Source organism: Rhizobium sp. BK591, from assembly GCF_014195045.1.
Taxonomy (GTDB): domain Bacteria; phylum Pseudomonadota; class Alphaproteobacteria; order Rhizobiales; family Rhizobiaceae; genus Rhizobium; species Rhizobium anhuiense.
The window spans coordinates 146,697-172,148 of the sequence record NZ_JACIAZ010000006.1 but is presented as its reverse complement, the minus strand read 5'-3'; the positions used below and the strand labels follow the sequence as shown (position 1 = coordinate 172,148).

At 61.9% G+C, this 25,452-nt stretch carries 25 protein-coding genes; 15 read left to right on the top strand and 10 right to left on the bottom strand.

Features of this window, described 5'->3' with window-relative positions:
• Position 1: 1 nt before the first annotated feature.
• Positions 2-1,105, top strand: coding sequence for a 3,4-dihydroxy-2-butanone-4-phosphate synthase (gene ribB / locus FHX10_RS25275; RefSeq protein WP_029867871.1), 1,104 nt, complete (start codon positions 2-4; stop codon positions 1,103-1,105).
• A 198-nt stretch (positions 1,106-1,303) separates the two neighbouring features.
• Here ribB and FHX10_RS25270 read toward each other — a convergent pair whose 3' ends face one another.
• Together FHX10_RS25270 and FHX10_RS25265 are read right to left on the bottom strand one after the other, a co-directional pair.
• Positions 1,304-2,494 carry a winged helix-turn-helix domain-containing protein gene (locus FHX10_RS25270; RefSeq protein WP_097595258.1) on the bottom strand — a complete coding sequence of 397 codons (1,191 nt, stop codon included), beginning with the start codon at positions 2,492-2,494 and terminating at the stop codon, positions 1,304-1,306.
• A gap of 7 nt (positions 2,495-2,501) precedes the next feature.
• Positions 2,502-2,672, bottom strand: a complete 171-nt coding sequence (locus FHX10_RS25265) for a hypothetical protein (RefSeq protein WP_156148411.1) — start codon at positions 2,670-2,672, stop codon at positions 2,502-2,504.
• Between the two features lie 272 nt (positions 2,673-2,944).
• On the opposite strand from FHX10_RS25265, the gene FHX10_RS25260 reads away from it, so the two are divergent.
• From FHX10_RS25260 to FHX10_RS25235, 6 genes are all read left to right on the top strand, one after another.
• The gene (locus FHX10_RS25260; RefSeq protein WP_028757694.1) at positions 2,945-3,619 is read left to right on the top strand and encodes an energy-coupling factor ABC transporter ATP-binding protein; all 675 of its coding nucleotides are present in this window, start codon (positions 2,945-2,947) and stop codon (positions 3,617-3,619) included.
• Positions 3,619-4,227, top strand: coding sequence for an energy-coupling factor transporter transmembrane component T family protein (locus FHX10_RS25255; protein ID WP_028757695.1), 609 nt, complete (start codon positions 3,619-3,621; stop codon positions 4,225-4,227). The genes FHX10_RS25260 and FHX10_RS25255 overlap by 1 nt, the downstream gene beginning before the upstream one ends.
• Before the next feature lie 24 nt (positions 4,228-4,251).
• On the top strand, positions 4,252-4,815 hold the full coding sequence (locus FHX10_RS25250; protein ID WP_047614436.1) for a biotin transporter BioY: 564 nt from the start codon (positions 4,252-4,254) through the stop codon (positions 4,813-4,815).
• 153 nt (positions 4,816-4,968) lie between these two features.
• Positions 4,969-5,505 (top strand): GXWXG domain-containing protein, encoded by a 537-nt coding sequence (locus FHX10_RS25245; protein WP_097595260.1) that lies wholly within the window; start codon positions 4,969-4,971, stop codon positions 5,503-5,505.
• Between the two features lie 87 nt (positions 5,506-5,592).
• Positions 5,593-6,381 carry an alpha/beta fold hydrolase gene (locus FHX10_RS25240; RefSeq protein ID WP_028757524.1) on the top strand — a complete coding sequence of 263 codons (789 nt, stop codon included), beginning with the start codon at positions 5,593-5,595 and terminating at the stop codon, positions 6,379-6,381.
• Positions 6,381-7,520: a PAS domain-containing sensor histidine kinase gene (locus tag FHX10_RS25235; RefSeq protein WP_028757525.1), complete on the top strand. Its 1,140-nt coding sequence runs from the start codon at positions 6,381-6,383 to the stop codon at positions 7,518-7,520. The genes FHX10_RS25240 and FHX10_RS25235 overlap by 1 nt, the downstream gene beginning before the upstream one ends.
• A gap of 29 nt (positions 7,521-7,549) precedes the next feature.
• Here FHX10_RS25235 and FHX10_RS25230 read toward each other — a convergent pair whose 3' ends face one another.
• The 3 genes from FHX10_RS25230 to FHX10_RS25220 all read right to left on the bottom strand — a co-directional run bounded on the left by FHX10_RS25230 (position 7,550) and on the right by FHX10_RS25220 (position 10,273).
• Complete coding sequence (locus FHX10_RS25230) at positions 7,550-8,695, bottom strand: acyltransferase (RefSeq protein WP_184390495.1); 1,146 nt, start codon at positions 8,693-8,695, stop codon at positions 7,550-7,552.
• A 224-nt stretch (positions 8,696-8,919) separates the two neighbouring features.
• Positions 8,920-9,132: a hypothetical protein gene (locus tag FHX10_RS25225; protein WP_097542833.1), complete on the bottom strand. Its 213-nt coding sequence runs from the start codon at positions 9,130-9,132 to the stop codon at positions 8,920-8,922.
• 226 nt (positions 9,133-9,358) lie between these two features.
• Positions 9,359-10,273: a LysR family transcriptional regulator gene (locus tag FHX10_RS25220; protein WP_028757527.1), complete on the bottom strand. Its 915-nt coding sequence runs from the start codon at positions 10,271-10,273 to the stop codon at positions 9,359-9,361.
• Between the two features lie 139 nt (positions 10,274-10,412).
• On the opposite strand from FHX10_RS25220, the gene FHX10_RS25215 reads away from it, so the two are divergent.
• The 3 genes from FHX10_RS25215 to FHX10_RS25205 are packed head-to-tail and all read left to right on the top strand — an operon-like array spanning position 10,413 to position 14,093.
• Positions 10,413-11,711: an MFS transporter gene (locus FHX10_RS25215; RefSeq protein ID WP_184390493.1), complete on the top strand. Its 1,299-nt coding sequence runs from the start codon at positions 10,413-10,415 to the stop codon at positions 11,709-11,711.
• Between the two features lie 28 nt (positions 11,712-11,739).
• Positions 11,740-12,813 carry a tartrate dehydrogenase gene (locus FHX10_RS25210; RefSeq protein ID WP_184390491.1) on the top strand — a complete coding sequence of 358 codons (1,074 nt, stop codon included), beginning with the start codon at positions 11,740-11,742 and terminating at the stop codon, positions 12,811-12,813.
• An 11-nt stretch (positions 12,814-12,824) separates the two neighbouring features.
• On the top strand, positions 12,825-14,093 hold the full coding sequence (locus FHX10_RS25205) for a glycerate kinase (protein ID WP_184390489.1): 1,269 nt from the start codon (positions 12,825-12,827) through the stop codon (positions 14,091-14,093).
• Positions 14,094-14,159: 66 nt separating this feature from the next.
• Here the strand turns inward: FHX10_RS25205 and FHX10_RS25200 are convergent, their stop codons facing one another.
• The 3 genes from FHX10_RS25200 to FHX10_RS25190 form a co-directional block, all read right to left on the bottom strand.
• On the bottom strand, positions 14,160-15,506 hold the full coding sequence (locus tag FHX10_RS25200) for an SLC13 family permease (protein WP_184390487.1): 1,347 nt from the start codon (positions 15,504-15,506) through the stop codon (positions 14,160-14,162).
• Positions 15,507-15,704: 198 nt separating this feature from the next.
• A complete protein-coding gene (locus FHX10_RS25195) occupies positions 15,705-17,219 on the bottom strand; it encodes a malonyl-CoA synthase (RefSeq protein WP_184390484.1) in 1,515 nt (504 codons plus the stop codon).
• Positions 17,216-18,604, bottom strand: coding sequence for a malonyl-CoA decarboxylase (locus FHX10_RS25190; RefSeq protein WP_184390482.1), 1,389 nt, complete (start codon positions 18,602-18,604; stop codon positions 17,216-17,218). The genes FHX10_RS25195 and FHX10_RS25190 overlap by 4 nt, the downstream gene beginning before the upstream one ends.
• 175 nt (positions 18,605-18,779) lie before the next feature.
• Between FHX10_RS25190 and FHX10_RS25185 the strand changes: the two genes are divergently transcribed.
• Positions 18,780-19,430 (top strand): GntR family transcriptional regulator, encoded by a 651-nt coding sequence (locus FHX10_RS25185; protein WP_047614433.1) that lies wholly within the window; start codon positions 18,780-18,782, stop codon positions 19,428-19,430.
• 50 nt (positions 19,431-19,480) lie between these two features.
• Here the strand turns inward: FHX10_RS25185 and FHX10_RS25180 are convergent, their stop codons facing one another.
• Positions 19,481-19,882: an acyl-CoA thioesterase gene (locus FHX10_RS25180; protein WP_047615391.1), complete on the bottom strand. Its 402-nt coding sequence runs from the start codon at positions 19,880-19,882 to the stop codon at positions 19,481-19,483.
• 243 nt (positions 19,883-20,125) lie between these two features.
• Here FHX10_RS25180 and FHX10_RS25175 point away from each other — a divergent pair, with 243 nt between their 5' ends.
• The 4 genes from FHX10_RS25175 (at position 20,126) to FHX10_RS25160 (ending at position 23,269) form a co-directional block, all read left to right on the top strand.
• Positions 20,126-21,061, top strand: coding sequence for a histone deacetylase family protein (locus tag FHX10_RS25175; RefSeq protein ID WP_047613902.1), 936 nt, complete (start codon positions 20,126-20,128; stop codon positions 21,059-21,061).
• A gap of 2 nt (positions 21,062-21,063) precedes the next feature.
• Positions 21,064-21,315, top strand: a complete 252-nt coding sequence (locus FHX10_RS25170) for an exodeoxyribonuclease VII small subunit (RefSeq protein ID WP_047613900.1) — start codon at positions 21,064-21,066, stop codon at positions 21,313-21,315.
• Positions 21,316-21,401: 86 nt separating this feature from the next.
• Positions 21,402-22,169, top strand: coding sequence for an SDR family NAD(P)-dependent oxidoreductase (locus FHX10_RS25165; protein WP_063476449.1), 768 nt, complete (start codon positions 21,402-21,404; stop codon positions 22,167-22,169).
• A gap of 176 nt (positions 22,170-22,345) precedes the next feature.
• A complete protein-coding gene (locus tag FHX10_RS25160; RefSeq protein WP_132574133.1) occupies positions 22,346-23,269 on the top strand; it encodes a pirin family protein in 924 nt (307 codons plus the stop codon).
• 39 nt (positions 23,270-23,308) lie between these two features.
• Here the strand turns inward: FHX10_RS25160 and FHX10_RS25155 are convergent, their stop codons facing one another.
• Entirely contained in the window at positions 23,309-25,297 is a 1,989-nt protein-coding gene (locus FHX10_RS25155; RefSeq protein ID WP_184390480.1) for a phospholipase D-like domain-containing protein, read from the bottom strand.
• Positions 25,298-25,452: the final 155 nt, after the last annotated feature.

Below are 25,452 nucleotides of genomic sequence, written 5' to 3'. Positions count from 1 at the left end.
CATGTCTTATGACCAAAAGCGCGTCGTCGACGCCATCAGGGCCTTCGAAGCCGGCGAGATCGTCGTCGTCATGGACGACAATGACCGCGAAAACGAAGGCGACCTGATCGTCGCCGCCGTCCATACCACGCCGGAGAAGATGGCCTTCATCGTGCGCCACACCTCCGGCATCGTCTGCGCGCCGATGCCGAAGGAAGAGGCCAAGCGCCTCAACCTCAACGCCATGGTGGCGGAAAACGATTCGGCCCATACGACGGCCTTCACCGTCTCGGTCGATTTCAAGCATGGCACGACGACGGGCATCTCGGCCGACGACCGGACGCTGACGGTGCGCAACCTCGCCAATCCGAATGTCGGCGCCGCCGATTTCGTCCGCCCCGGCCACATCTTCCCGCTGGTGTCGCGCGAAGGCGGCGTGCTGATGCGCTCCGGCCATACCGAAGCCGCCGTCGACCTCTGCAAGCTTGCCGGCCTGCCGCCGATCGGCGTCATCTCCGAACTCGTCAACGATGACGGCACCGTGACGCGCGGTCCGCAGGTGGTCGACTTCGCCGAACAGCACGGGCTGAAACTCGTCTCCGTCGCCGATCTCATCGCCTATCGCCAGCGCAAGGAAACGCTGATCGAGCTCGGCACCAGCTTCGACGTCGACACGCCGTTCGGCAAGGCCAAGGCCCATACCTATTCCCTGCCCTGGGATCCGATGCAGCATCTCGCCGTCGTCTTCGGCGACATCCGCGACGGCGTCGACATCCCGGTGCGCCTGCATCCGGAAAATGTCGCCGAGGATCTCTTCGGCAAGAACAGCCCGGTCGATTTCTACATGCGGAAGATTTCCGAGGAAGGCCGCGGCGTCATCGTCTATCTGCGCGAAGGCTCGGTCGGCGTCGGCCACCACGACAACGGCCGCAAGGCCCGCAACCAGGGCCGCGAAGCCCATGCCGAAGCCCAGACGCGCGACAGCGAATGGCTGGAAATCGGCCTCGGTGCCCAGATCCTCAAGGATCTCGGCGTCAGCTCGATCAAGCTGCTCACCAGCCGCGAGCGCCACTATGTCGGCCTGGAAGGTTTCGGGATCAAGATCAGCAAGACAGAGATCTGCTGAGGAGGCTTGGGCTTCGACCCTCGCCATCCCTCATTCCTGTGCCTGTCACAGGAATCCAGCCACGGCGCGTCCGCGCCGTGAATGACTCATTTGCTTCTACGAAGAGAGTTTCCCGCACCCAAGGACTTGGGTGCGCTGGATCCCTGTGACAAGCACAGGGATGAGGGAGTGCGTGATGAGGCGCAGAGGGTAATTCGACTACCCTCTCCACCCATCCAAAAGCACCACCTTCTCCACACCCGCAAACCGCGCAACCCGATCCAACTCCGCCTCCAGCCGCTCCAATCGCCCGGCCGAAGGTTTCACGCCCGGTTCCAGCCAGAGCCGTTTGACGTCGAGCGTCGATTTTTTCCGATCCGCCTTCATGTCGATGCGTCCGATCAGCCTGTCGCCTTCGAGCAGCGGGAAGACGTAGTAGCCATATTCGCGCTTCGGCTCGGGCACGAATATCTCGATACGGTAGAAGAAGCCGAACAGGCGTTCGGTGCGGTTGCGGTCGCGGATCATCGGGTCGAAGGGGCTGAGCACGCGGATGCGTGGCGGCGCCCCGGGATAATCGTCGAGGGTCGAGAGGAAATCGGCGAAGGCCCAGGACGGGCGCGCCTTGCCGCCGAGCGCCGGTTCGATCAGCACTTCGATCAGTTCGTCGCAATGGGCTGAAACCCAGGCCTTGGCCTCATCGGGCGAGACCAGGTTCCAGAAGGCCGATATCTCGCCATGGGTGGCGAAGCCGAGCCGGGCGAGCGCGCCGCGGCAGGCCCAGTCGACGAATTCCTCGCGGCTCACCTCCGGTTCGCGGAACTCGGCCGGAACGACGCGCTCGGTGAGATCGTAGATCTTCTGGAAATTCGAGCGACCGGCGATGGCGAACTTGCCGGTGTGCCAGAAATATTCGAGCGCCGTCTTGTTCGGATGCCAGTTCCACCAGCCGCCGGAAACATGGCCGTCGGCCTTGACGTCGCGCGCCAGGATCGCGCCGTCGCGCTCAACGCGCTCATAGGTCTCGGCGAAAGCCGCCTCGAAACCCTCGCCGCGCCATTTGCGCCAGCGCTCGATGATGACCTGCTCCTGATGGCGGAACTTGTGTTTCCAATAGACGAAGAAGGCGCTCGGCAGGATGGAAGCGTCATGCGTCCAATGCTCGAACAGCGCGCCATCCTTTTCGAGCAGTGCCGTGAGATGCTCGCGCCTGTAGGTCTGGTTGCGGGAAAACAGGATCTGGTGATGCGCCCGCTCCACCGTCTGGATGCTGTCCACCTGGACGAAACCCAGCTCATGGATGAGCTGCAGCAGGCCGTCCTTGGTCAAGGCGCGGTTCGGCGGAGCGCTGAGGCCCTGCTTGGCAAGAAAGACACGGCGGGCGTCGGAATTGGAAAGCAGATTCGTCATGACCGCATCATAATCCGGAAAATCTTCCTAGCGCATTCCGTTTTTCTTCGAGTGACGGAAATGCGCTCGCTTTGTTTTCCGCAATCCCGGACGCAAAACCGCTGCGCACTTTTGCTGGAGTTGCTCCGGCCACCCGATATCGAGCCAATATCAACATCGCGATTTGCGCTTTCATCATCCTCGATTCCCCGTGTAGAAGCACTGCTGTCAGGTTGGCGCAATGGCTGCAGCTGCCCCTCACCCTAACCCTCTCCCCGCAAACGGGGCGAGGCGACGTGCCAAACGCAACGTCGAGGGTAAAGGAAGCCGGCGCGGCATATCCCTTCTCCCCGCGAGCGGGGGTCGGAAGGACGGGTCGAGACACGTGGCCCGACCCAGGTAGAGGTGCCGGCAGGCAGATGAGGGGCCGGCATCGGCAATCTCAGCCGATGAAAAATGCGAGGGATGGGTTTGGATATTCGTTTCGAAGGTGCGGGGGTCAGTTTCGGGGCGCGGGTGGCGCTGCAGCCGCTGACGCTTGGCATCAGTGGGAAACGCATCGGCGTCATCGGGCTGAACGGTTCGGGCAAGACCACGTTCGCGCGGCTGATCAACGGATTGACCAAGCCGTCGATCGGCCGCGTCACCGTCAATGGCCGCGACACCGGCGATGAGAAATCTGCGGTGGCCGATGTCGGCTTCATCTTCCAATCGCCGCAGAACCAGATCATCCTGCCGATCGTCAAAGACGACATCGCCTTCGGGCTGAAGCGGCGCGGCTTCACCAAGGCGGAGATCGAGGCGAAGGTCCAGGCGGTGCTGGCCCGCTTCGGCGCTGAGGCGCTGGCCGATCGCCGCGCGCACGAGCTTTCCGGCGGCGAGCTGCAGGTGGCCGCTCTCTGCTCGGTGCTGGCGACGGGGCCGGGCATTCTGATCCTCGATGAACCCACCAACCAGCTCGATCTCAAGAACCGGGCGCTGGTCGAAAGGATCATCGCCGGGCTCCCGGAAAGCGCCATCGTCATCACCCATGATCTCGACCTGATCGCCGATTTCGAGCGGGTGCTGCTGTTTCATGAGGGCCGGCTTGCCGCCGATGCGCCGGCTGCCGAGGCGATCGCCCGCTACAGGGAGATCGCCGCCTGATGCAATCGCTTTATGTCGAGGGCAACAGCGTGATGCACCGGCTTTCGCCGCGGCTGAAGCTGTTGTCGCTGACGGCCTTCGGCGTCCTGCTGTTTATCAGCCAGAACCTCGTCCTGCTTTCGATCGCCGTGCTGCTGACGGCGGTTCTCTATGGCATGGTCGGCCTGCCGTTTGCCGATGCCCTCAGGCGGCTGCGGCCGATCTTCCTGACGATTGCGGTCGTGGCGCTCTTCAACCTGATCTTCAATCCCTGGCAGCAGGCGCTGGTACCCCTGCTGCGGCTGACCGCACTGATGCTGCTCGCCGCCACGGTGACGGCGACGACGTCGATCACCGCCTTCATCGACGAGGTGACCGCCCTTGCCCGCCCGCTCGAACGCACCGGCTGGGTGCAGGCCGACGATATCGGCCTGGCGCTTGGGCTGGTGCTGCGTTTCGTGCCTGAGATCGTCGGCCGTTATCAGGCGATTCGCGAGGCGCACAGGGCGCGCGGGCTGAAAATCCGGCCGATAACGCTGCTTGCGCCGCTGATCATCCTGACGCTCAGGGATGCGGATAATATCGCCGCGGCGATTGACGCGCGCGGTATTCGGCGGCATGTGAGTTAAAGATTAATAAACACGGAATTCATGATGAGCACTCGCGACCTCGTTCTTACCGCCCTCTTTGCCGCGATCATCGTGGCGCTCGGCCTGCTGCCGCCGATCTCGCTCGGCTTCATTCCGGTGCCGATCACCGCCCAATCCCTCGGCGTCATGATGGCCGGCGTCGTGCTCGGAGCCCGGCGCGGGGCGATTGCCGTGCTGATCGTGCTGGTGCTGGTCGCCATCGGCCTGCCGGTGCTTTCCGGCGGCCGCGGCGGGCTTGCGATCTTCGCGTCACCAACGGCCGGCTTCCTGATCGGCTGGATCTTTGCCGCCTTCGTCACCGGCTATCTCAGCGAACGGCTGGTCAACCATCAGCAATCCGCTCTGGTGCAGACGGTGAGCTTCTTCCTCACCGCCATGGCCGGCGGCATCGTCGTGCTCTACGCCTTCGGCATCACCTATCTCGCCACCGTCGCCGGCCTCGGCTTCACGAAAGCCTTCGTCGGCTCGATGGCCTTCATTCCCGGCGATGTAATCAAGGCTTTCGTCGCAGCCCTGCTTGGCCGTGCCGTCATGGTCGGTTATCCCCTGCTGCCGTCGCGCGCCTGACGCACAAGCCGTTATTGTCTACGAATACCCGACGGCCCCTTCGGGGGCCGTTGGGCTTAAAGACGCAGATGGCCAAAAGCGAAAGCCTTCACCGGGCGCTCCGCCCGGTCCGCAGGAACGGGAACTTCCAAACCTTCCTTTCATTTTTCCGCAATGAACGTTCCTGAAGGAGAACCCATGCGAGGCGACCAGCAGGAGGAGATGGCTGCCTGGTTCCGCTCGCTGGATCCTGTCCAGCCGAAGGAGATGGTCGGCCTTTGGAGCGGCCTCGGTATTCCGTCGGATCATCCACTGGACGGCGTGCTCGAGAATCTCAACTGGTTTGGCAAGCGCTTCCATTCCGACATGCGGGCGGACGCCCTGCTCTTCACGTGGAGACCGGGCCGGCTCGTGCCGCTCGAGCCAAGTTTCTTACCGGTTAGGCTGGCGATCAAGTTGGCGCCCTTTGGCCGGACGTTCGTCGCCCGCAGCTGGTTCTCATACCTGCAGAAGATGCTTCGAGCGAGAGGCACGACCGCTTCGTTGCGGCTTCAGGCCCTCGACGGCATCGAAACGGCTGCGATGATCTACGACAAACAGCCGATCGTGGACTACTTCCGGAGGATTGACGATGACGAGATTGCCGGAATGATGTGCGTGCGCGACGACTCCCGGCGGTTCTTCTTCAAGCTCCGGAAAGTGATGGACTGAGCTGTGCAGCAAACGGCTGGCGGCTGGATAATCTTTCCTCAATCCAAAACAGCCCGAACATGCTACGAAAGCAGGGAAGAGGACGAAATGACCGTCATCGATCGAAATCATGTTCAAGTCCGCGGCGAAGACCAGCGTGCGATGATCTTTTCGCATGGATTCGGATGCGACCAGAACATGTGGCGCTTCGTGGCGCCGGCTTTCGAAGGTGACTTCAAGACGGTGCTGTTCGATCACGTCGGCGCGGGACGATCCGATCTTGCGGCTTATGATGCCGGAAAATATTCTTCCCTGTCCGGTTATGCCGATGACCTCGTGGAAATTTGCCGTGCGCTCGGCCTGACGCAAACCGTCTTCGTCGGGCACTCCGTCAGCGCGATGATCGGCGTCATCGCCTCGCTTGAGGCGCCGGACCTGTTTGAAAGCCTGGTCCTTGTCGGGCCGTCGCCGCGCTATATCAACGACGGTGACTATATCGGCGGTTTCAGCGCGGCTGATATAGACGACCTCCTGCAGTCGTTGGACGACAATCACATGGGCTGGTCTGCCGCCATGGCGCCTGTCATCATGGGCAATCCGGATCGACCGGAACTCGCCGAAGAGCTGACAAACAGTTTCTGCCGCACCGATCCCGAGATCGCCAAGGCCTTCGCACGGGTGACCTTCACGTCGGACAATCGCAGCGACCTCCAGCGCGTCACCGCCAGAACGCTGATCCTTCAATGCCGCGACGATATCATCGCCTCCGAAGAGATCGGCGAATTCGTCCATCAACAGATCCCCGATAGTCAATTGGTCGTGCTGAACGCCAGTGGCCACTGCCCCAACCTCAGCGCTCCCGGCGAGGTCATATCGGCAATCCGGCGGTTCGTCTGATGACCGGCGCCGGCACGCAAGGCTCCCCGCCGACCGAGGACCTCGAGGACCTCTACGAAAACGCACCCTGCGGCTATCTTTCGCTGCAGCCGGACGGGCGCATCGTCAAGGTGAACCGGACGCTTTCGGCCTGGATCGGCATCCCTGTCGATCAGCTTCTCGGCAAACGGCTCCATGATCTGCTCAACATGCCGGGCCGGATATTCTACGAAACCCATTTTGCGCCCTTGCTGCGCATGCAGGGGTTTTTCAACGAGGTTGCCCTCGATCTTGTGACATCAGATGGCAGAAAGCTGCCCGTGCTCGCCAATGCAATGGAACGGCGTGCCGAAGACGGCGCCTTGCTTTTCACCCGTGTGACGATGTTTCAGGCCGCCGAGCGTCGCCGGTATGAACGGGAACTGGTCGACGCGCGCGCCGCCGCGGACGCGGCCAGTGCCATGGTCAAATCCCAGCTCGAGCTCGAACAGGAAACCGCCGAGCTGCGGGAACAGTTCATCGCCATCCTCGGCCATGACCTGCGCAACCCGCTTGCCTCGATTGCGGCCGCGGCGCGCATGCTGCGAAAGGAAGAGCAGACCGATCGCGCCACGAAAATTCTCGATTTGATGCAGGGCAGCGTCATCCGCATGTCCGGCCTGATCGACAACGTGCTCGACTTCGCGCGCGGACAATTGGGCGGCGGCATCACGCTCAAGAAGCAAGTGGAGAATCTCGAGCCGATCTTGCGGCAGGTCATCGATGAACTCCTCTCCAGCCATCCCGACCGCGCAATCGAGGTAAGCATCGAATTCGACGGACCGATAAATTGCGATAGCGGCCGGATCGGTCAGCTGGTCTCCAATCTTCTGGGAAATGCCCTGACCCATGGAACGCCGGATGAACCGGTGCGGTTTTCTGCGGCAACCGACGAGCAAAGGCTGGAGCTTTGGATCGCCAATGGCGGCGCCCCGATTTCCAGCGATGCGATGACAGGGCTCTTTCAACCTTTCTTCAAAGGCGAAGCCGGGACAAGTCAAAGAGGATTGGGGCTCGGTCTGCACATCGCCTCGGAAATCGCCCGCGCCCATGGCGGGACGATCATGGTAAGTTCCGATGACGAGGAGACACGCTTCACCTTTGTGATGCCGTTGGATTGACCAAGCTGGCGTGCGGCTCCTCGGCTCAGCTACACCCGAGACTCTTTCGCCTGCAAACCAGCACCGCGCTGCCCAAGCCTGTCGAAGACCGATCGTAAAATGCTGCGGATGGGAGGCTCTCCCCATTTGCACACAGCCAGCGACATTGCACAGATGATTGCAACGGCCAAAGCCAGCGCTAGCAGCGGTGTCATCCCCAGACCGGTCAGCCAGTCGAGAAGTTGAACGCCGATCGCGAAATGCAGAAGATAAAGCGGGTAGGTCATCGCGCCGAGGGTTTTGACCGATTGCAGGAAGCCGGTCGGCAGACGACTGATCTGCCTGGCATAGGTCACGCCGGCGACGATCGATATCAGCCCCGCCACCCAGATTGCGATTGCGGGAAGCGGCGAGAAGGAATGACCGGCTGCGGCGAGAGTGCGGTCGCTGGTATTTTCGCCCGCCATATATATCTGGGCAGCCCCAGTCACCAAGGCGCAGGCAAAACCCACCCAGGAAATTCGGCTCATCCGAGTTTGAGACAAAAGCCATATGTAGATGTAGATGCCGATGGCAAATTGGCAGCCATAATAAAACGGGATGGCCCGCCAGGCCGTCTCCGTGAATATGGCCAGACTGTCTGAATCGGGAAAGGCGTTTAACAGGGCAACGAAAACGGTGCTGGCCAGCGACAGGCCGAGCGCCAGGGCAGGCATCCTCACCTTTAGACCGGTCGCGCAGAGGATGAAGACCAGGGCGTAGAAGCAGATCTCACATGCCAGGGTCCAATATCGACCATCGATCCATGGGCCGCCGGGATAGAGAGTGATCGATCTGAGGTAGTTCTTGATGACACGTCTGTTCACATCTTGCGTGGCGATGACAATCAGCGTCAGTGATGCGCAAATCCATACCGCCGGATACAACCGCAGAATTCGTCCCTTGAGAAATGACATCGGAGTGGCTGCAGCGGCAGAGTTGACGATGACGAGCCCCGATATGACGAAGAACAATTCGACGCCGACCCATCCGGGTTGGGCGACATTCTCAATCAGAGGCATTTTGTAGGGTCTCAGATATAAGGGCGAAGCCCAGGAAGCAAATCCAAGATGAAATACCGTCACCATCAATGCGCACACAAATCGTAGTGCGTCGACACCGTAAATATACGGACTGCCGGCTTGAAATTTTACCATAGCGATTCCCCCCAAACCCTGGCCAACTACTACCTGGACTTGGGCATTGGTGCAATATACTCGCATTTGGCGTGGGAATTATAATCGTGGCTCAGTATGGCCACTTGCCGGGGGATAGCGTCAGCAGCCCTGTCTCCGTTCCGGTCTATTGCCGTCACGGCCGGAATCCGGGCAACAAAAAACCGCCTTGAGGCGGTCGGGCATTCTATCGATTTCAGTTTGATTTAGTCTCCTCCTCCACCATCTCCCCCGCCATCACAGCCGCCGTCGCCTGAGGCGTCGAACCAGCCTCCCCCTCCATCGCCGGAGCCTTCCGAATTGCCCCACCTGCGCTTGGTGTTTGCGGTGGCCTGGGTGGCTCTTTCTGCCCTTGCGATCAGCGCAAAGATCAGTGCGAAGCCTCCAACGATCCCGGTAGCCACAAGAAATGTCTCCAATCAGTATCCTCTCGTTGTTTCAGGAAATCTCGTTTCCTGACTAAAATAGTAGATTACTTTCCCACTCCTGGAAATAGCCTGAATATGAAACTTTCATGACATTCAGGATCACGTCAAAACTCTGCGCTGCCTAAATTGCAGCGCAGAGCGTTTCGGGCTGGTTCCCCTTCAAGCCGTCGCTCTTCGGGGAAAGAACATTGTGATGCGGGGCAATCGAATTCGAGTGTCAGGCAAGCTCGGCATATTGGGCCAGCTTGTCTTGAAGCATGGTCAGAATGCGGTCTCGTCCAGGATCGCGGACGCCCTTCAACCACGCGACCGAGAGTGGCAGCTTGTTCATGGCGGCCCTCCCCTCCATGTCCAGAGCGATGTAACGGACGCCGCTGACGGCGAGCCGGGATGTCCATTGGGGTACGATCGCCAGCCCGATCTGCGCGGCCACGAGGTTGACGATCGTCTGCTTTTCTTCCGCAAGCTGGGCCACCCGTGCCTGCAGTCCCGCCTCGATGAACAGCTTCATCGTCAGGTCATGGCTATGCGGGCGCGACCGACGCTCCGGGACGATCAACGGTTCGTCGGCGAGGTCTTCGATTCTCACGCTGGCTCTCGACGCCAGCCGATGGCTCTCGGACATGGCGACGACCGCGGTCTCATGGAAAAGAAACATCGTCTTCAGCTTGGGGTCGACGATATCGGGGGCGCGGATGAATGCCAAATCCAATGAGCCCGACAGGAGCTTGGGGATCAGCCTGATCGTCTTGTCTTCCAACAACTGCGTCGAGACGTCGGGGCACTGCTGCCGGAAATCGTGCAGCAACATCGGTATGAGCCCTGCTGCCGCGCTGTCGATCGCCCCGATCCGCAGAACATCCGCTCTTGCCTGGCGGGACGTGTGGAACCGTTGCTGAAGAGCTTCGGTCTTGGCCAGGATCTCCCGCGCGCCTTCCAGGAGGACGAGGCCGTCTTCCGTCAGCGACACGCTGCGTGTCGTTCGCGCCATCAGCCGCGTCCCGAGGGATTCTTCAAGCAGGCGTATGTGCCGCGACAGCGAGGCCGGCAGGAGGCCGAGCTTTTGGGCGGCCCGCCCGAAATGAAGCTCATCGGCCACCGACACGAAACATCGAAGCTGGTTCAGGTCCACGAACGTCTGCTCCGGAATTCGATTATATCAAATTTTTATATATTCTTGTGTCGCTTGAGGATCAAGCCGCCGGTGGTCATAGATGTTCACAAGCGCAGGAGGTGCGCTCTGTTATCATCCATTCCGGGAGGAGACCGTCGTGACTCACGACTTGGAAACGCGTGTCTTGCGCAAAATCACATTCCGCATCGTACCGTTCATCATGCTGCTGTATTTCATCGCGTTCCTCGACCGCGTGAATATCGGCTTTGCCGCCCTGACGATGAATCAGGACCTCGGCTTCTCGTCCACCGTCTTCGGCATCGGTGCGGGCATCTTCTTCGTCGGTTATTTCCTCTTCGAGGTTCCCTCGAACCTCATTCTCAACAAGGTCGGCGCCCGCATCTGGATCGCTCGGGTGATGATCAGCTGGGGGATCGTCTCCGGCCTCATGGCGTTCGTGCAGGGGACCACCAGCTTCTACATCCTGCGCTTTCTTCTCGGCGTCGCCGAAGCGGGCTTTTTCCCCGGCATCATCCTCTATCTCAGCTTCTGGTTCCCGGCCCGCCGCCGCGCCGCGGTGACCGCGATCTTCATGGCCGCAGCACCGCTCTCCACGGTCCTGGGGTCGCCGGTCTCCGGTGCGCTGATGGAAATGCACGGTCTTCTCGGCCTTGCCGGCTGGCAGTGGATGTTCCTGATCGAAGCAGCCCCAGCCATCATCCTGGGTGTCATCGTCCTCTTCTATCTCACCGATCGCCCGGAAAAGGCGAAATGGCTGACCGACGAAGAGCGCAGCTGGCTCGTCAAAACAATGAATGCCGAACAGGCGGGCAAAAGCCAGGCCAGCCACAGCATCCTGGCGGGACTGGCCGACATCCGCGTCTTTGCCCTCGCCCTGGTTTATTTCGGCACCTCTGCCGGGCTTTACACCTTGGGCATCTGGGCTCCGCAGATCATCAAACAGTTCGGCCTGTCAGCGTTCCAGGTCGGCTTCATCAATGCTGTTCCCGGCATTTTCGCCGTGGTTGCCATGGTTCTTTGGGCGCGTCATTCCGACAGGACGGGCGAACGGACATGGCACGTGGTCGGCGCCTGCCTGCTGGCGGCCGCAGGACTGGCCTTCGCAACCGGTGCGACCAGCGTATACACGGTCCTGATCGCTCTCACCCTCGTCAACATCGGCATCAGCTGCTCGAAGCCGCCGCTCTGGAGCATGCCGACCCTGTTCCTGTCCGGCCCGGCCGCGGCGGCCGGCATCGCCACCATCAACTCCATCGGCAATCTCGGCGGCTTCGTCGGTCCGTCGATGATCGGGTGGATCAAGGACACGACCGGGAGTTTCGCCGGTGGCCTCTATTTCGTCGCCGGGCTCCTGGTGATCTCGGCAATCCTCACACTTGTCCTGGCGCGGTCCGGCCCCAAGGCGGCTGATACCCGCGCCGCCAGTCAACACTGATCACCCCTGACACGATCGGAGAATAGCCATGCGTGAATATGCAATCGCCACCATCCCCGCCGACGGTATCGGTCCTGAAGTCATCGCGGCCGGCACACGTGTCCTGGCTGCCATCGAGAAGCGCGAAGGCGGGATCAAGTTCAACGTCGAAAATTTCGACTGGGGATCCGACTATTACAAAAAACACGGCGTCATGATGCCGTCCGATGGCCTGAAGCAGCTAAAGAAGTTCGACGCCATCTATTTCGGCGCCGTCGGCGCGCCGGATGTTCCCGACCACATCACGCTCTGGGGTTTGCGGCTGCCGATCTGCCAGGGCTTCGACCAGTATGCGAATGTTCGCCCGACGAAGATTTTGCCCGGGATCACGCCGCCGCTGCGCAATTGCGGCCCGGGCGATCTGGACTGGGTTATCGTCCGCGAAAACTCCGAAGGCGAATATTCCGGCCATGGCGGCCGTGCCCATAGGGGGCTGCCGGAAGAGGTCGGCACGGAGGTCGCCATCTTCACCCGTGTCGGCGTCACCCGCATCATGCGCTATGCTTTCAAGCTCGCCCAGTCCCGGCCGCGCAAGTTCCTGACCGTCGTCACCAAATCCAATGCCCAGCGGCACGGCATGGTGATGTGGGATGAAATCGCGGCCGAAGTGGCCACGGAATTCCCTGATGTCACCTGGGACAAGATGCTCGTCGACGCCATGACCGTGCGGATGACCCTCAATCCCAGGAGCCTCGACACCATCGTCGCCACCAATCTCCATGCCGATATCCTCTCGGACCTTGCCGGCGCGCTCGCGGGCAGCCTCGGCGTCGCGCCGACCGCCAACATCGATCCGGAACGCCGCTTCCCGTCGATGTTCGAGCCGATCCATGGTTCTGCCTTCGACATCACCGGCAAGGGCATCGCAAACCCGGTGGCGACCTTCTGGACAGCGGCGCAGATGCTCGACCATCTGGGTGAAACAGATGCTTCCGCACGCCTGATGCGGGCCGTCGAACGGGTGACGGGGGCAGGCATATTGACGCCTGATGTCGGGGGGACGGCCAACACCAAGGAAGTCACCGACGCGGTCGTCGATGCAATCCACGCATCGAACGTCTGAACGATCCACCGATGGTCTGGACCGATCAGAAAGCACGGGCAGTGCTGCATCAGATCTTTGACGCAGCGGTCGAAAGCGCCAATCCGCAGCGGGCGATTCTTAAGAACCTCCCGGACAAGCCGAGAGGCCGATGCATCGTCGTCGGCGCCGGAAAAGCGTCGGCGGCCATGGCCGCCGCTCTCGACAGCGCCTGGCCGGATGTCGATGTCTCCGGCGTCGTCGTCACACGCTATGGTCACGCGGTGCCTGCCGGTCGTATCCGCATCATCGAGGCATCGCACCCCGTTCCGGATGCGATGAGCCAAACGGCGGCTGCCGATCTATTGCAGGCCGTTCGCGGATTGACACCGGACGATCTGGTGATTGCTCTCATCTCGGGCGGCGGGTCGGCGCTTCTGGTCGCTCCGGCGGGCGGCATGAGTTTGGCGGACAAGCAGAGCGTCAATCGTGCGCTTCTGGCGAGCGGCGCGACGATCTCCGAGATGAACGCCGTTCGCAAACACCTCTCGCGGATCAAGGGAGGCCGTCTCGGCCTGGCCGCCCGGCCCGCGAAAGTCGTTACCCTTGTTATCTCCGATGTGCCGGGCGATGATCCCGCATCGATCGCATCCGGCCCGACGATCGCCGATCAAAGCACGATCGACGAGGTTCGCGGCATCCTATCCCGCTACAGGATCGTCCTGCCCGATACGGCACGCGCCGTCCTCGACAGCGGTGACGAGACACCGAAGCCCGCCGATCTCGAGAGCGATGTCCGCATCATCGCGGCCCCCTCGCTCGCCCTGGAGAGCGCGGCAAAAGCGGCCGCCAGCGCAGGCCTGCAACCACTTGTCCTCGGCGATGCCATTGAGGGAGAGGCGCGCGAGCTCGGCACGGTCATGGCGGGCATCGCCCTATCGGCAAAGATCAAGGGGCTTCCCGTTCGCGGACCTGCCGTTCTTTTGTCGGGCGGCGAAGGGACGGTGTCGATCGGCCGCGAAGCCGCGGGCCGCGGTGGCCGCAACACCGAATTCCTCCTCGGACTTGCGGTGACCCTCAAGGGACATGCCGGAATATGGGCGATTGCCGGCGATACCGACGGCATCGACGGCACCGAAGATGCGGCGGGTGCAGTGGTCACTCCCGACACGTTGGAGCGCGGCCTCAAGAAGGGACTCGATGCCCGGGCTCATCTCGCTTCGCACGACAGCTATTCCTTCTTTGACGAGATCGGCGATCTCGTCAAAACCGGGCCGACCCTGACCAATGTCAACGATATCCGCGCCATACTCATCGTCTGACACGGTGATCAAGCCTGAGGAGTGGGCGACCGTCAGGCCGGCAAGCGCGTCTGCCGACATGCGCCGTCACACCAGCCCGGGCACGACGAACACCAGCCAGGCGACGATCGGGCCGATGATGGCGATCAGCGCGCTGTAGATCAGCAGTTGCCGCAGCACCTGTTCCCGCCGGTCGTCCGGCGCATTGGCGACGACAAGGGCGCCGTTGGTCGAGAATGGGCTGGTATCGACGATCGTCGTCGAGATGGCGATCGCCGCGACCACGCCGATGGCGCTGACATGCCCTTGCAGGAGGAAGGGAACGGCGAGCGGGATGATCGCGCCGAGCAGCGCGGTCGAGGAGGCGAAGGCCGAGACGATAGCACCGGTAAAGCAAAGCAGCAGCGCCACCAGCAGCGGCATGCCGAGACTGGATATGCCGTTCGCCACGTAATCGACCGTCCCGGCCTTCTCCATGACGCCGACATAGGTGATGATGCCGGCAATCAGCAGCACGGTCGACCAGCTGACCTTGTCGATCGCCGCCTTCTGGGTCTTCGGCGACAACAGCGCCAGGGCGACCGCCACGGTCATGGCGACGAGGCCGACGTTGAACTTGAAGACCAGGGCGCCGATGCCGAGCGCCGTCAGGCCGATCAAGGTGGTAATTCTCTCATTGTTGAGGCGCAGCGTCGTCGCGGTATCGGCCGCCGTCCCATAGGCATGTTCCCTGATCGGTTTTGCCGGCGTGCCGCCATGACCTCTGATCGACGCCGACACGCCCTCGGGATGTAGTTCGGGCAAGGGGCCAAGCGATGCGGCGTCCTGCTTCATCACCTTTGCGCCGTCGAAAATGAAGAAGACCAGCACCGCGATCGCCAGGTTGAAGAAGAAGCTGGAGAGAAACAACGAGGTCGGCGCGAAAGGCAGGCCGGCCTTGGCGACAATCTGATTGGTGATGCCGCCATAGATGCTGATCGGCGAAAAGCCGCCCGCCTGCGCGCCATGGATCACCATCAGGCCCATCATGACCGGGTGAATGCGGTACTGCACGGCAAAGCTCAAGGCGACGGGTGCGAGAATGGCGACCGCAGCCGGCCCAAGAGCCCCGAAACCGGTAATGACGGCGGCAACCAGGAACATCACCCAGGGAATCAAGCCGATCCGCCCGCGCACCAGGCGCACGGCGCATTCGACGAGCCAGTCGATCGTGCCGTTGATCTGCGCTATGGCGAAGAGGTAGGTGACGGCGACCAGCGTCAGGAACAGATCGCTCGGAAAACCGGCAAATATATCGTTGGTCTTCATGCCGAGGATCATCGAGCCGAGCACGAAGGCGCCGGCAAAGGCGAGCGCACCCATGTTGATCGGCTGGATCGTCGCAATGATGAACATGGCGACCAGCAGGCCTATGGCCAGTAATTCAATACCCATGATTCCCCTCCCTCCGACGCCTCCAGCGCCGTAGCTGTTGTGTTCAAGATCGATGCGGGATGCCGGCGCACCCTCCTCCCAGAGGGCGCGGCCGCCTTAGAGCGGTTCAGCTTTTCATGGAAACGCAGAACCGCTCTAAGTCTTTGTTTTTACGCAATTCCCGACGGAAAACCGCTTCACACTTTTCCTGGAATTGCTCTAGGTCCTTGTATAAAGATCGGCGTATTGCTGCCGCAGGATGTTTTTCTGAACCTTGCCCATCGTGTTGCGCGGCAGGTCCTCGGCGAAGATGATGCGCTTGGGTTGTTTGTAGCGGGCGAGACGGTCCTGAAGGGCGCTGACGATGGTCGTTTCATCGAGCACGGCGCCGGGTCTGCGCACGACGACGGCAGTGACACCTTCTCCGAAATCGGGATGCGGCACGCCGATGACAGCGCTCTCGACCACACCCTCGATCTGGTCGATCTCACCCTCGACCTCCTTCGGGTAGATGTTGTATCCGCCCGAAATCACCAGGTCCTTGCCGCGGCCGACGATGTGGATATAGCCGTCCCGGTCGATCTTGCCGAGATCGCCGCTGATGAAGAAACCGTCGGCGGTGAATTCGGCCGCGGTCTTTTCCGGCATACGCCAATAGCCCTTGAAGACGTTCGGCCCCTTGATCTCGATCATGCCGGTTTCATCAGGCGGCAGCTCGAGCCCGGTGGCGGGATCGGTGACGCGCACCGTCACGTCAGGCAGCGGGAAGCCGACCGTTCCGGCAATGCGTTTCCCCTCATAGGGGTTCGACGTGTTCATGTTGGTTTCGGTCATGCCGTAGCGCTCGAGAATGGCGTGACCGGTGCGGGCCTGGAACTCGGTATGGGTTTCGCCAAGCAGTGGCGCCGAACCGGAGATGAACAGGCGGATGTTGGCGACCGCCTGCTTGTCGAGGCGCGGGCTCTGCAGGAGGCGCACGTAAAAGGTCGGCACGCCCATCAGCATCGTTGCCTCCGGCATCAGCGAAACGACCTCGTCGGCGTCGAATTTCGACAGCAGGAACATCGAGGCGCCGGCGAGCAGCGTGACGTTCGTGGCGACGAACAGCCCATGGGTGTGGAAGATCGGCAAGGCGTGGATCAGCCGGTCGTCTGATGTGACGCGCCAATAGTCCCGCAAGGTCAGGGCGTTCGAGAGCAGGTTCCCATGGGTGAGCATCGCCCCCTTGGAACGGCCCGTCGTTCCCGAAGTGTAGAGGATCGCCGCCAGATCGTCAGCAGTGCGTGAGGCATCGACAAAGTCGGCCGGCTCATCGCGGGCGAGATCCAGCAACGAGCCGCGGCCATCGGCATCGAGCGTTTCGACGATCGCGCCGTGGGACTTGGCGATCGCCGCCACGCCTTCCCGGGCAGCCGGCGCCACGACCACCAGACGCGGCTCCGCATCGCCAATAAAGTAATCGAGCTCGGCCAGCGTATAGGCGGTGTTGAGCGGCAGGTAGACCGCGCCGGTTCGAAGGCAGGCGAGATAGAGGATCAATGCCTCGGCGCTTTTTTCGACTTGCACCGCCACCCGGTCGCCCGGGCGAATGCCGAGCGTGTCCATCGCGCCGGCAAGCCGGCCGGAAAGAGCGAAGGCGTCGTCATAGGTCCATGTGCGGGTGTCATCGATCCGGATGAACGGTGCGTGACCGGGCGCAGCCGCCCGCATGGCGTCGAAAAGATGGTTGCTCACTTTCGCCCTCCTCCAAGCGTTGTGTTCATTATCTGTGCGAATGGCCGGGAGCCTTGCTGGCCATTGCCGCTGCGGCGGCTTTCGTCGGTCTGGCTGAGCAGGCTTTTGACGGCCGGCGAGGCAATCACTTCGCCGCGCTGCGCTAAGGCCTCGTGGTTGGCCACGATGTCGTCGAGCTTGTAGAGGTAGTTGACCATCAGGCCGTGGGCCTGCTGCATCGCCTTGGCCGAGCGGTCGCCGAGAAAATTCAGTCTTTCCAGTCGAGCGCCGTTGCCGAGATGGAAGCGGGCGACGGGATCGACGGGGCGGCCCTCCGGCGTCCGTTCGGCCAGGAAATAGCGCGCCGCAAGCGGCAACAGCACGCGCTCCACTTCGGCCGCCGTCTTCTCGTTGTCCGGCCATTTCGGGTCGTCGAGCGCCGTCAGCGTTTCCGGGCGCGCCTTGGCGAGCCAACGGGCAAAGCCCGGCACCGGCGACAGCGTGACGAAATTCTTCAGGCCGGGCAGATCTCTGCGCAGGTCTTCCACGACCTGCTTGATCAGGAAGTTGCCGAACGAGATGCCGCGCAGGCCGTCCTGGCAGTTGGAGATCGAATAGAAGACGGCCGTCGTCGCCTCGTCGGCATTGATCTGCTCCCTGCCCTCGACGAGCACATCGCCGATCGCGCTCGGCACCGATCGTGTCAGCGCCACCTCGACGAACACCAGCGGCTCGTCGGCCAGCCGGGGGTGGAAGAAGGCAAAGCATCGACGGTCGGCCGGCGCCAGACGGCGGCGCAGTTCCTCCCAGCCGGCGATCTCGTGCACGGCCTCGTATTTGATGATCTTTTCAAGGATGTAAGCCGGCGTCGTCCAGTCGATCGGACGCAGCGTCAGGAAACCGCGATTGAACCAGGAGCCGAACAGATGGGTGAAGTCGGCGTCAAGCGCGTGATAACCTTCGGATTGGTCTTTGGAAGCAAGCAGCTGCTGGCGCATCCGCACGAGCTTGGCCGTGCCGTTCGGGGCATGGTTCAATCGGCGCAGAAGCTCCTGTCGCCGCGGCTCGGCTGCCTGGTGGAGGGCAATGACCGCAGCAGAGCTTTTGTCGGTGCGGTAGTTTTCGATCGCCTGGTCGAGCCTCACCGTGTCGGGCCCGAACTTTTCATGCAGCATATCGAGAAATGCCTGCGCGCCCTCACTGTCGAGCGCCTCCCAGCGATCGAGAATCTCGGCGGCAAGCGCCATGCCCGAGGCTTCGCCCCGGCTCGACAGCAGCATTTCACAGAGCGTCTGGAGATCGGCCTTGGCGGCGGCCTGCGTGGCGCGCGCGCCGGAAAACAGAAGCTGGCGTCCGCGATCGGTGATGCTCTGCAGCATGTCGGTGAAGAAGGAAGCCTCAGACATGCCATTCTCCTCTCTTCCGCTGGTTTCTTCTGCCGGCCGCGGGTGCACGGATCGTTTTGACGGCTGCTTCCCATCGTCGGGTTTCACCGGTAGTATGTAGAATGACACTCTTCGTACACGAGGTCAACAATCGTGTATACAAGAATCGTGTTTATGTATGATGGAAGTGAGACGTATGTCCGAAAATGTCGGCCGATGGCTTCGGGATGAAATTGAAAATTCAATTCTTTCCAACGAGTTCTCCCCCGGTGAGCGGCTCGACGAAATGGTGCTTGCGACGCGTTTCGGGGTCTCCCGTACACCGGTGCGCGAGGCGCTGATGCAGCTCGATGCGATCGGCCTCATCGAAATTCGGCCGCGCAGAGGCGCCATCGTCATCGATCCGGGGCCGCACCGCGTCTATGAAATGTTCGAGGTGATGGCCGAGCTGGAGGGCCTGGCCGGGTCGCTCGCCGCCCGACGGCTGGACAAGGCCTCCCGGGAAGCGATCACCGCCACCCACAGCCGCTGCGAACAATCGGCCGCGGCCGGTGACAGCGACGCCTATTATTACGACAATGAGGAATTCCATAAGGCCATCTACGCAGCCGGCCGCAGCGAGTTCCTCGAGGAGCAATGCCTGCAATTGCACCGCCGCCTGCGGCCCTATCGCCGCCTCCAGCTGCGCGTGCGCAACCGCCTGTCGACCTCCTTCTCCGAACATTGCGCCATCGTCGAGGCGATCTTTGCCGGAGACGGCGACGAAGCTCGCCGTCTGCTGCGGACGCATGTCGGCATTCAGGGAGAGAGATTCAGCGATCTGGTCGCAAGCATGGCGGCCAGGTGATTGGACTCCAGCTTGAAAACGGAAGCGTATCCCGCCGTCCGCACGGCACCCTAATCCAAAAACCGATACAGCCAGTCGCGCGTTTCCTCCGGCAGCGAGGCCGGCGACTGGTCCTCGCGGGTGCGGGCCTGCCAGATGATCTCGACCTCGGCGGCACGCTCCTCCCCGGTGTCGATCGAAACGAGGAAGCCGATGGAATGCATGCCGATCTTGTCGACGGTGGTGGTGAAGGTGACCGGCTCGTCGTAGTGCAGTGGGCGGTGGAGCATGCAGGAAACCTTGCTGGGGCTATAGACCGGTTCGTCATCGACATCGGGCCGCGACGACCAGAAGCTTGCAAGTACGGATTCGGCATAGGAAATATAGGAGGCCAGAAACATTCGGCCGTTCATATCGACATCGCGAAACGGCACGCGTATGTCCGTCACATCAGGACGTTTCGACTGACTCATCAACGCAACTGCCTTACAAAATTCCCCGTCGACGACAGTACTGCATAATTTCTTAAACTGAAACCGGTTTAGGGATGAAATTATACAACAGTTCAAAGTGTTACAGCGCCTCCGAGGTAACCGCCGCAATGCCGCAATGATACAGCGGACGGTCGGACGGCGCGGCAACGGTGCTTGTTGAAATCGTCGGGCGATGCCCCATCTGCTGTGGCACATGACATAAGCGACCGATAGAGTGTCTCCATGAGCACCCGTCTTTATGAACACCCGATCTTCCTGGAACACGTGACCCCCGCCGGCCATCCGGAGCGATCGGACAGGATCCGCGCCATCAATGTCGCGCTGGAACATCCGAATTTCGAGCGGCTGGAGCGCCGGCAGGCGCCGCAGGCGAGCGAGGATGCGGTGCTGCTGGCCCATCCCGAAGAACATCTGATCGCCGTGATGCGGGAGATCCCCGAGGAAGAGGATGAGATCAACCAGATCGAAGCCGATACTTATGCCAGCCCAAAGAGCCTGCAGGCGGCGCTGACCGGCATCGGCGGGGCGATGGCCGCAGTCGACGACGTCTTTACCGGCCGGGCCGACAATGTCTTCGTCGCCGCCCGCCCGCCGGGGCACCATGCCGAGAAGATGACGGCGATGGGCTTCTGTTTCTTCAACAATGCGGCGATCGCCGCCCGGCATGCGCAGAAGATGCATGGCGCCGAGCGCGTCGCGATCGTCGACTGGGACGTGCACCACGGCAACGGCACGCAGGATATCTTCTGGGACGATGCCTCGGTGCTGTTCTGCTCGACGCATCAGATGCCGCTCTATCCCGGCACCGGCGCCAAGGACGAGAAGGGCAAGCACAATACCATCGTCAATGCGCCGCTTTCGCCGAATGTCGGCAGCGATCATTTCCGCGAGGCGTTCAAATCGCGCGTGCTGCCGGCTCTTGACGATTTCCGGCCGGATCTGATCATCATCTCCGCCGGCTTCGACGCCCATCACCGCGACCCCTTAGCGCAGATCAACCTGACCGGCGAGGATTTCGACTGGGCGACCGGGCGCGTGCTCGAACTGGCCGACCGGCACGCCAAGAACCGGGTCGTCAGCCTGCTCGAAGGCGGTTATGATCTGGAGGGACTCGCCGAATCGGCGGGCATGCATATTCTGAGAATGATGAAGGGTTGAGAATGACTGACAGCGCCAAGCCCGAGGTATCAGGCCTTTCCTTCGAAAAGGCGGTTGCCGAACTCGAAAGCATCGTCGCCCGGCTGGAACGCGGCGATGTGGCGCTGGACGAATCCATCGAGATCTATGAGCGCGGCGAAGCGCTGAAGAAACATTGCGAGACCCTGCTTTCGGCAGCCGAAAACCGCATCGAGAAGATCCGGCTCGACCGCGCCGGCAAGCCGCAGGCCGTCGAGCCGCTCGACGGCGCCTGAGGCGTACCGGAACTCTCTTGAAGGCGCTTGGCGATCGGCTTCAGACCGATCTATGATCCCCTTGCAAACGATGAGGGGACGGAAAAATGTCGGACAGATTGAAGGGCAAGGTCGCCATTATCTCGGGCGGCGCGACCGGCATGGGCGGTGCCGCCTCGAAGCTTTTTGCAGCAGAAGGCGCGCGCGTTGCGATCATCGACCGCAATGGCGATGCAGCCGCCGAGACCGTCAAAGCGATCCGTGATGCCGGCGGCGAGGCCGAATGCTGGACGGCTGACGTTTCCGACGAAGCCGCCGTCAATGCCGCCGTCGCCGCTGTCGAGGCGCGTTATGGCGCCGTCACCGTGCTCTTCAACCATGCCGGCACGATCGTCATCAAACCTTTCTTGGAAACGACCGTCGAGGAATGGGACTGGCTGCACGCCGTCAATGTGCGCTCGATGTTCCTGATGACCAAGGCGGTGCTGCCGAAGATGATTGAAAGCGGCGGCGGATCGATCGTCTGCACCTCGTCGATCTCGGCGGTCGCCGCCACGCCGATGGAAGTGCTCTACGACACGACCAAAGGGGCGGTGCATATGTTTGCCCGCGCCATCGCCGTCGAATTCCGCGATCGCAACATCCGCTGCAACGCCGTCTGCCCCGGCTTCATCCGCACGCCGCACGGCCTGCGCGAGGTGGCCGACCTGCAGGCGCTCGGCGTCGATGTTTCCGACGCCGCCATTGCCGCCCAGCAGGGACGGATCGGCGAGCCGGAGGATGTGGCGCGCGCCGCCCTTTATCTCGCCAGCGACGAGTCGAGCTTCGTCAACGGCGCGCATCTCTTCGTCGATAACGGCTTCACGGCGATCTGAGCCATGCAGCGTCCGATTGGACGCGCGGCGCACTTTCACGTCTGGAGCGTCCTTAGCGCGTCCGATTGGACGTGCGGCGCGCTTTCAGGTGCTGGAGCGTCCTTAGCGCGTCCGATTGGACGTGCGGCGCTCCAGGCACTATCTGTGCCTGAAGCCTTTGCGATCGGAGATCCCTGATGTCCTTCTTTCCCGGTAAAGATCCCCTGCCCGGCGATGCCTTCGCCTGCGACGCAATCGAGAACCTGATCATCCCGCGCACCAGCGATATCGGCGGGTTTCAGGTGCGCCGCGCGCTGCCAACGAGACAGCGGCGGCTGGTCGGCCCGTTCATCTTCTTCGACCGCATGGGTCCGGCGATCCTGAAGCCGGATGAGGCGCTCGACGTCAAGCCGCACCCGCATATCGGCCTGTCCACTGTCACCTATCTCTTCGACGGCGAGATCCGCCATCGCGACAGCCTCGGCACCGAAAAGGTCATCCGCCCCGGCGATATCAACCTGATGACGGCAGGCCGCGGCATCGTGCATTCCGAGCGCACGCCCGACAATCTGCGCGGCCATCCGCTGCTGATGTCGGGGTTGCAGACCTGGCTGGCGCTGCCCGACGACAAGGAGGAGATCGATCCCTCCTTCGCCCATACGGAAAAGACCGAGATGCCGCTGATCGAGACAACAGGCGTGCGCGGGCGTGTGGTCATCGGCTCGTTCGAAGGCATGACATCGCCGGTCGGCGTTTTCTCCGACACGCTCTATGTCGATCTCGACCTGCAGCCCGGCGCCAAATTTCCCTTCGGCGCGGCCCATGAAGAGCGCGCCGTCTACGTGCTCTCGGGCGAAGTCGTCATATCGGGCGACCGTTTTGCCTCCGACCAGCTGCTGGTCTTCCGGCCGGGCGATGCAATCACGCTGGAAGCCGGCCGCGATGGCTGTCACCTGATGCTCTTCGGCGGTGCCAGCCTGAATTCGAAACGTTATATCTGGTGGAATTTCGTGTCGTCTTCGAAGGAGCGGATCGAAAAGGCCAAGGAGGAATGGCGCTCCGGCCGCTTCGACATCGTGCCCGGCGACGAAGAGGAATTCGTGCCTTTGCCGGAGGGCTGACGGCAGCAGCGGAGCGCGGCCGTCGACCTCTCCGGACCTTCAACCCTTGGCGAAATATCGCGTCAGCGCACCCTTCGTGCGGTTGACGTAGCCGTCCTGCCAACTGTCGTCGACATTGAGAAAGCCCGACCAGCCCTTCTTGCCCTGGCGCTTCAACTCGGCCTCGACGGCGCGGAACCGATAGTGGTCATAGACATCGAGAATATGCACCGCATAGGCCTCGGCAAGCGCACGGTCGCCTTTGACGATCAGCATGTTTTCGTCATTGCCGTAAGAGGCCTTGAAGCCGAGATTGTGGCTGCCGAGCACGACGACGCAATCCTCTGACAGGGGATCGATCACCAGCACCTTGTCGTGGATGATGGCGCCCACCTTCTTGGCCGTCAGTTCCTCCGCACCGAAATCCGCCAACAGCTGGCGGTCGTCGATGCGCGAAGCCCGGACGATCGAGACATTGGCCTCCTCGAATGTGTGAGGCGAGACGGCGTCGACATCGTCGTCCTCATCGTCGGGATCGTTCTTCTTGCCGGCGACGTAGTTGGGCATGGCCTGGGCGCTTGAAACCGCGCCGGTGACGATCAGCTTCTGGTCCTTCAGGCCGATATCGATCGCCTCGCCGACAATGCAATCCCTGCCCGACTGGCCGGGATAGAAGGCCAGAAACAGCACCGCATGTTCGGCACGGCGCATCAGCCGGTAGACTTCGCGAAGGTCGGGTGGCGTTGCCTTGCCCTTTCTGCGGCTCTGCATGTTCGGTGAGAACCACGCCTCGACCGAAGGCCCCAAGGCCTGATCGCCGATCGGGACAAGAGAAGGCGTCTCGTTGAAGCGTCGGAACTTCTTGCTCTGCTGGTTGTCGGGCATGCCGTCATCAAATTCGATGGGCGCTTCCAGCGTCGCATTGTCTTCCAGCATCCGCTCCCAATAGATGACATAGGCGGCGGCAACCGCATCGTTGCGAACGATCAACGCGTTGTTGGACTGGCCGGCAAGCCCGGTCGCCGTCCAGTTGGTGCTGCCGGTGAAGACGCTGCGCGCAGCGCCATCGGAGGGGATATGCACGACGAATTTGTTGTGGCCGATCTGGCTCGAATTGTTGAACATCCGGTGGTGAATTTCGACGCCGGCATCGACCAGCGCCTGACGCGCATGCGCATTGCGCACATCCCAGGCGTCGCCGACCTTTCCGGTGTTGGCGAGGATGATGCGCAACTTGTCCTTGTTGGCAAGCAGCAGCTCCAGCAGTTCCTCGTCCTCCAGCTCATAGAGGGCGACAAGGAAGCGGCCGGGCGCATTGATGAAGCCCTTGAGCATCGGAATGACATCGCCGGCAAGATATTTACGGATGCCGTTCGACGGGTTGGAAATCATCTCGATCAGCTCGTTCGGCTGCTTCACGCCGTCCTCCAGCAGGACGTTTCTCAGCCACTGCGCGGCGAGAATGCCGTTGGTGAAGGTGGACTCGAAGGCGCCACGCTTGCGCGTCACATGGACGGGATTGCTGGCGACAGCCGGCCCGAGATAACCGAGCGGCCGCGGCGGCCCCTCATAGGCCTTGACCGCGATCTTCTCATAGCTGCCGTCAGCCTTCTTGATCGGCCTGCCGTTTCCGTCCCGCTTGTTGATTTCGACGGGCTGCGGCGTCGGATCCGATGCCGCCTGCATGCCCGGCTTCAAGTCGCCGAGCGGACGGATTTCGTAGCGCAGGTGGACCTCGTCCGGCCGCCGTCTCATTTCGTTGCGCCGCTTGCGCAGCGTGAGATCGCGCCAGGACAGCTTCTGCACCGGCCAAAGCGACGTCGTTTGCGGCAGCCAGTGTCGATTGCGCTGACCCTTGAAGGCGACCCACGCGGCACAGGTTACGCGGTCATCCGCACCATCGGGTCTTTTCGCGACCTTACCCTGCTCGTCGAGATAAACGCGGACGACTTCAAACCCGAGACATCCATCGATCCTGGCGTCTATGTCCCAGGCCACATAGGCGACCTCGTTATTCACATAGGCGTGCGCTGCAACAATCGTTCCCATGCCCCGTCCCCCCAGCCAGTGCGGCGACTTTGCTACCATTCCGTGTCATATTCAAGCGCCTCTCCTTCGGTTGCCACCGCGACGGCAGGGAGAAGCGGCACACGCCCCGGCGAAGATCGGGCTTCCCCACCTCATGGCGATTTCGCCGACCCGGC

Bases quoted from the DNA above. Each gene is read 5' to 3' on its own strand.
- FHX10_RS25270 (WP_097595258.1), bottom strand. From the start codon at position 2,494: ATGACGAATCTGCTTTCCAATTCCGACGCCCGCCGTGTCTTTCTTGCC.
- FHX10_RS25190 (WP_184390482.1), bottom strand. From the start codon at position 18,604: ATGTCTGAGGCTTCCTTCTTCACCGACATGCTGCAGAGCATCACCGAT.
- FHX10_RS25235 (WP_028757525.1), top strand. From the start codon at position 6,381: ATGACCGGCGCCGGCACGCAAGGCTCCCCGCCGACCGAGGACCTCGAG.
- FHX10_RS25200 (WP_184390487.1), bottom strand. From the start codon at position 15,506: ATGGGTATTGAATTACTGGCCATAGGCCTGCTGGTCGCCATGTTCATC.
- FHX10_RS25250 (WP_047614436.1), top strand. From the start codon at position 4,252: ATGAGCACTCGCGACCTCGTTCTTACCGCCCTCTTTGCCGCGATCATC.
- FHX10_RS25180 (WP_047615391.1), bottom strand. From the start codon at position 19,882: ATGAGTCAGTCGAAACGTCCTGATGTGACGGACATACGCGTGCCGTTT.
- FHX10_RS25245 (WP_097595260.1), top strand. From the start codon at position 4,969: ATGAACGTTCCTGAAGGAGAACCCATGCGAGGCGACCAGCAGGAGGAG.
- FHX10_RS25240 (WP_028757524.1), top strand. From the start codon at position 5,593: ATGACCGTCATCGATCGAAATCATGTTCAAGTCCGCGGCGAAGACCAG.
- FHX10_RS25165 (WP_063476449.1), top strand. From the start codon at position 21,402: ATGTCGGACAGATTGAAGGGCAAGGTCGCCATTATCTCGGGCGGCGCG.
- FHX10_RS25170 (WP_047613900.1), top strand. From the start codon at position 21,064: ATGACTGACAGCGCCAAGCCCGAGGTATCAGGCCTTTCCTTCGAAAAG.
- FHX10_RS25255 (WP_028757695.1), top strand. From the start codon at position 3,619: ATGCAATCGCTTTATGTCGAGGGCAACAGCGTGATGCACCGGCTTTCG.
- FHX10_RS25210 (WP_184390491.1), top strand. From the start codon at position 11,740: ATGCGTGAATATGCAATCGCCACCATCCCCGCCGACGGTATCGGTCCT.
- FHX10_RS25185 (WP_047614433.1), top strand. From the start codon at position 18,780: ATGTCCGAAAATGTCGGCCGATGGCTTCGGGATGAAATTGAAAATTCA.
- FHX10_RS25155 (WP_184390480.1), bottom strand. From the start codon at position 25,297: ATGGGAACGATTGTTGCAGCGCACGCCTATGTGAATAACGAGGTCGCC.
- FHX10_RS25265 (WP_156148411.1), bottom strand. From the start codon at position 2,672: ATGATGAAAGCGCAAATCGCGATGTTGATATTGGCTCGATATCGGGTG.
- FHX10_RS25160 (WP_132574133.1), top strand. From the start codon at position 22,346: ATGTCCTTCTTTCCCGGTAAAGATCCCCTGCCCGGCGATGCCTTCGCC.
- FHX10_RS25230 (WP_184390495.1), bottom strand. From the start codon at position 8,695: ATGGTAAAATTTCAAGCCGGCAGTCCGTATATTTACGGTGTCGACGCA.
- FHX10_RS25205 (WP_184390489.1), top strand. From the start codon at position 12,825: ATGGTCTGGACCGATCAGAAAGCACGGGCAGTGCTGCATCAGATCTTT.
- FHX10_RS25175 (WP_047613902.1), top strand. From the start codon at position 20,126: ATGAGCACCCGTCTTTATGAACACCCGATCTTCCTGGAACACGTGACC.
- ribB (WP_029867871.1), top strand. From the start codon at position 2: ATGTCTTATGACCAAAAGCGCGTCGTCGACGCCATCAGGGCCTTCGAA.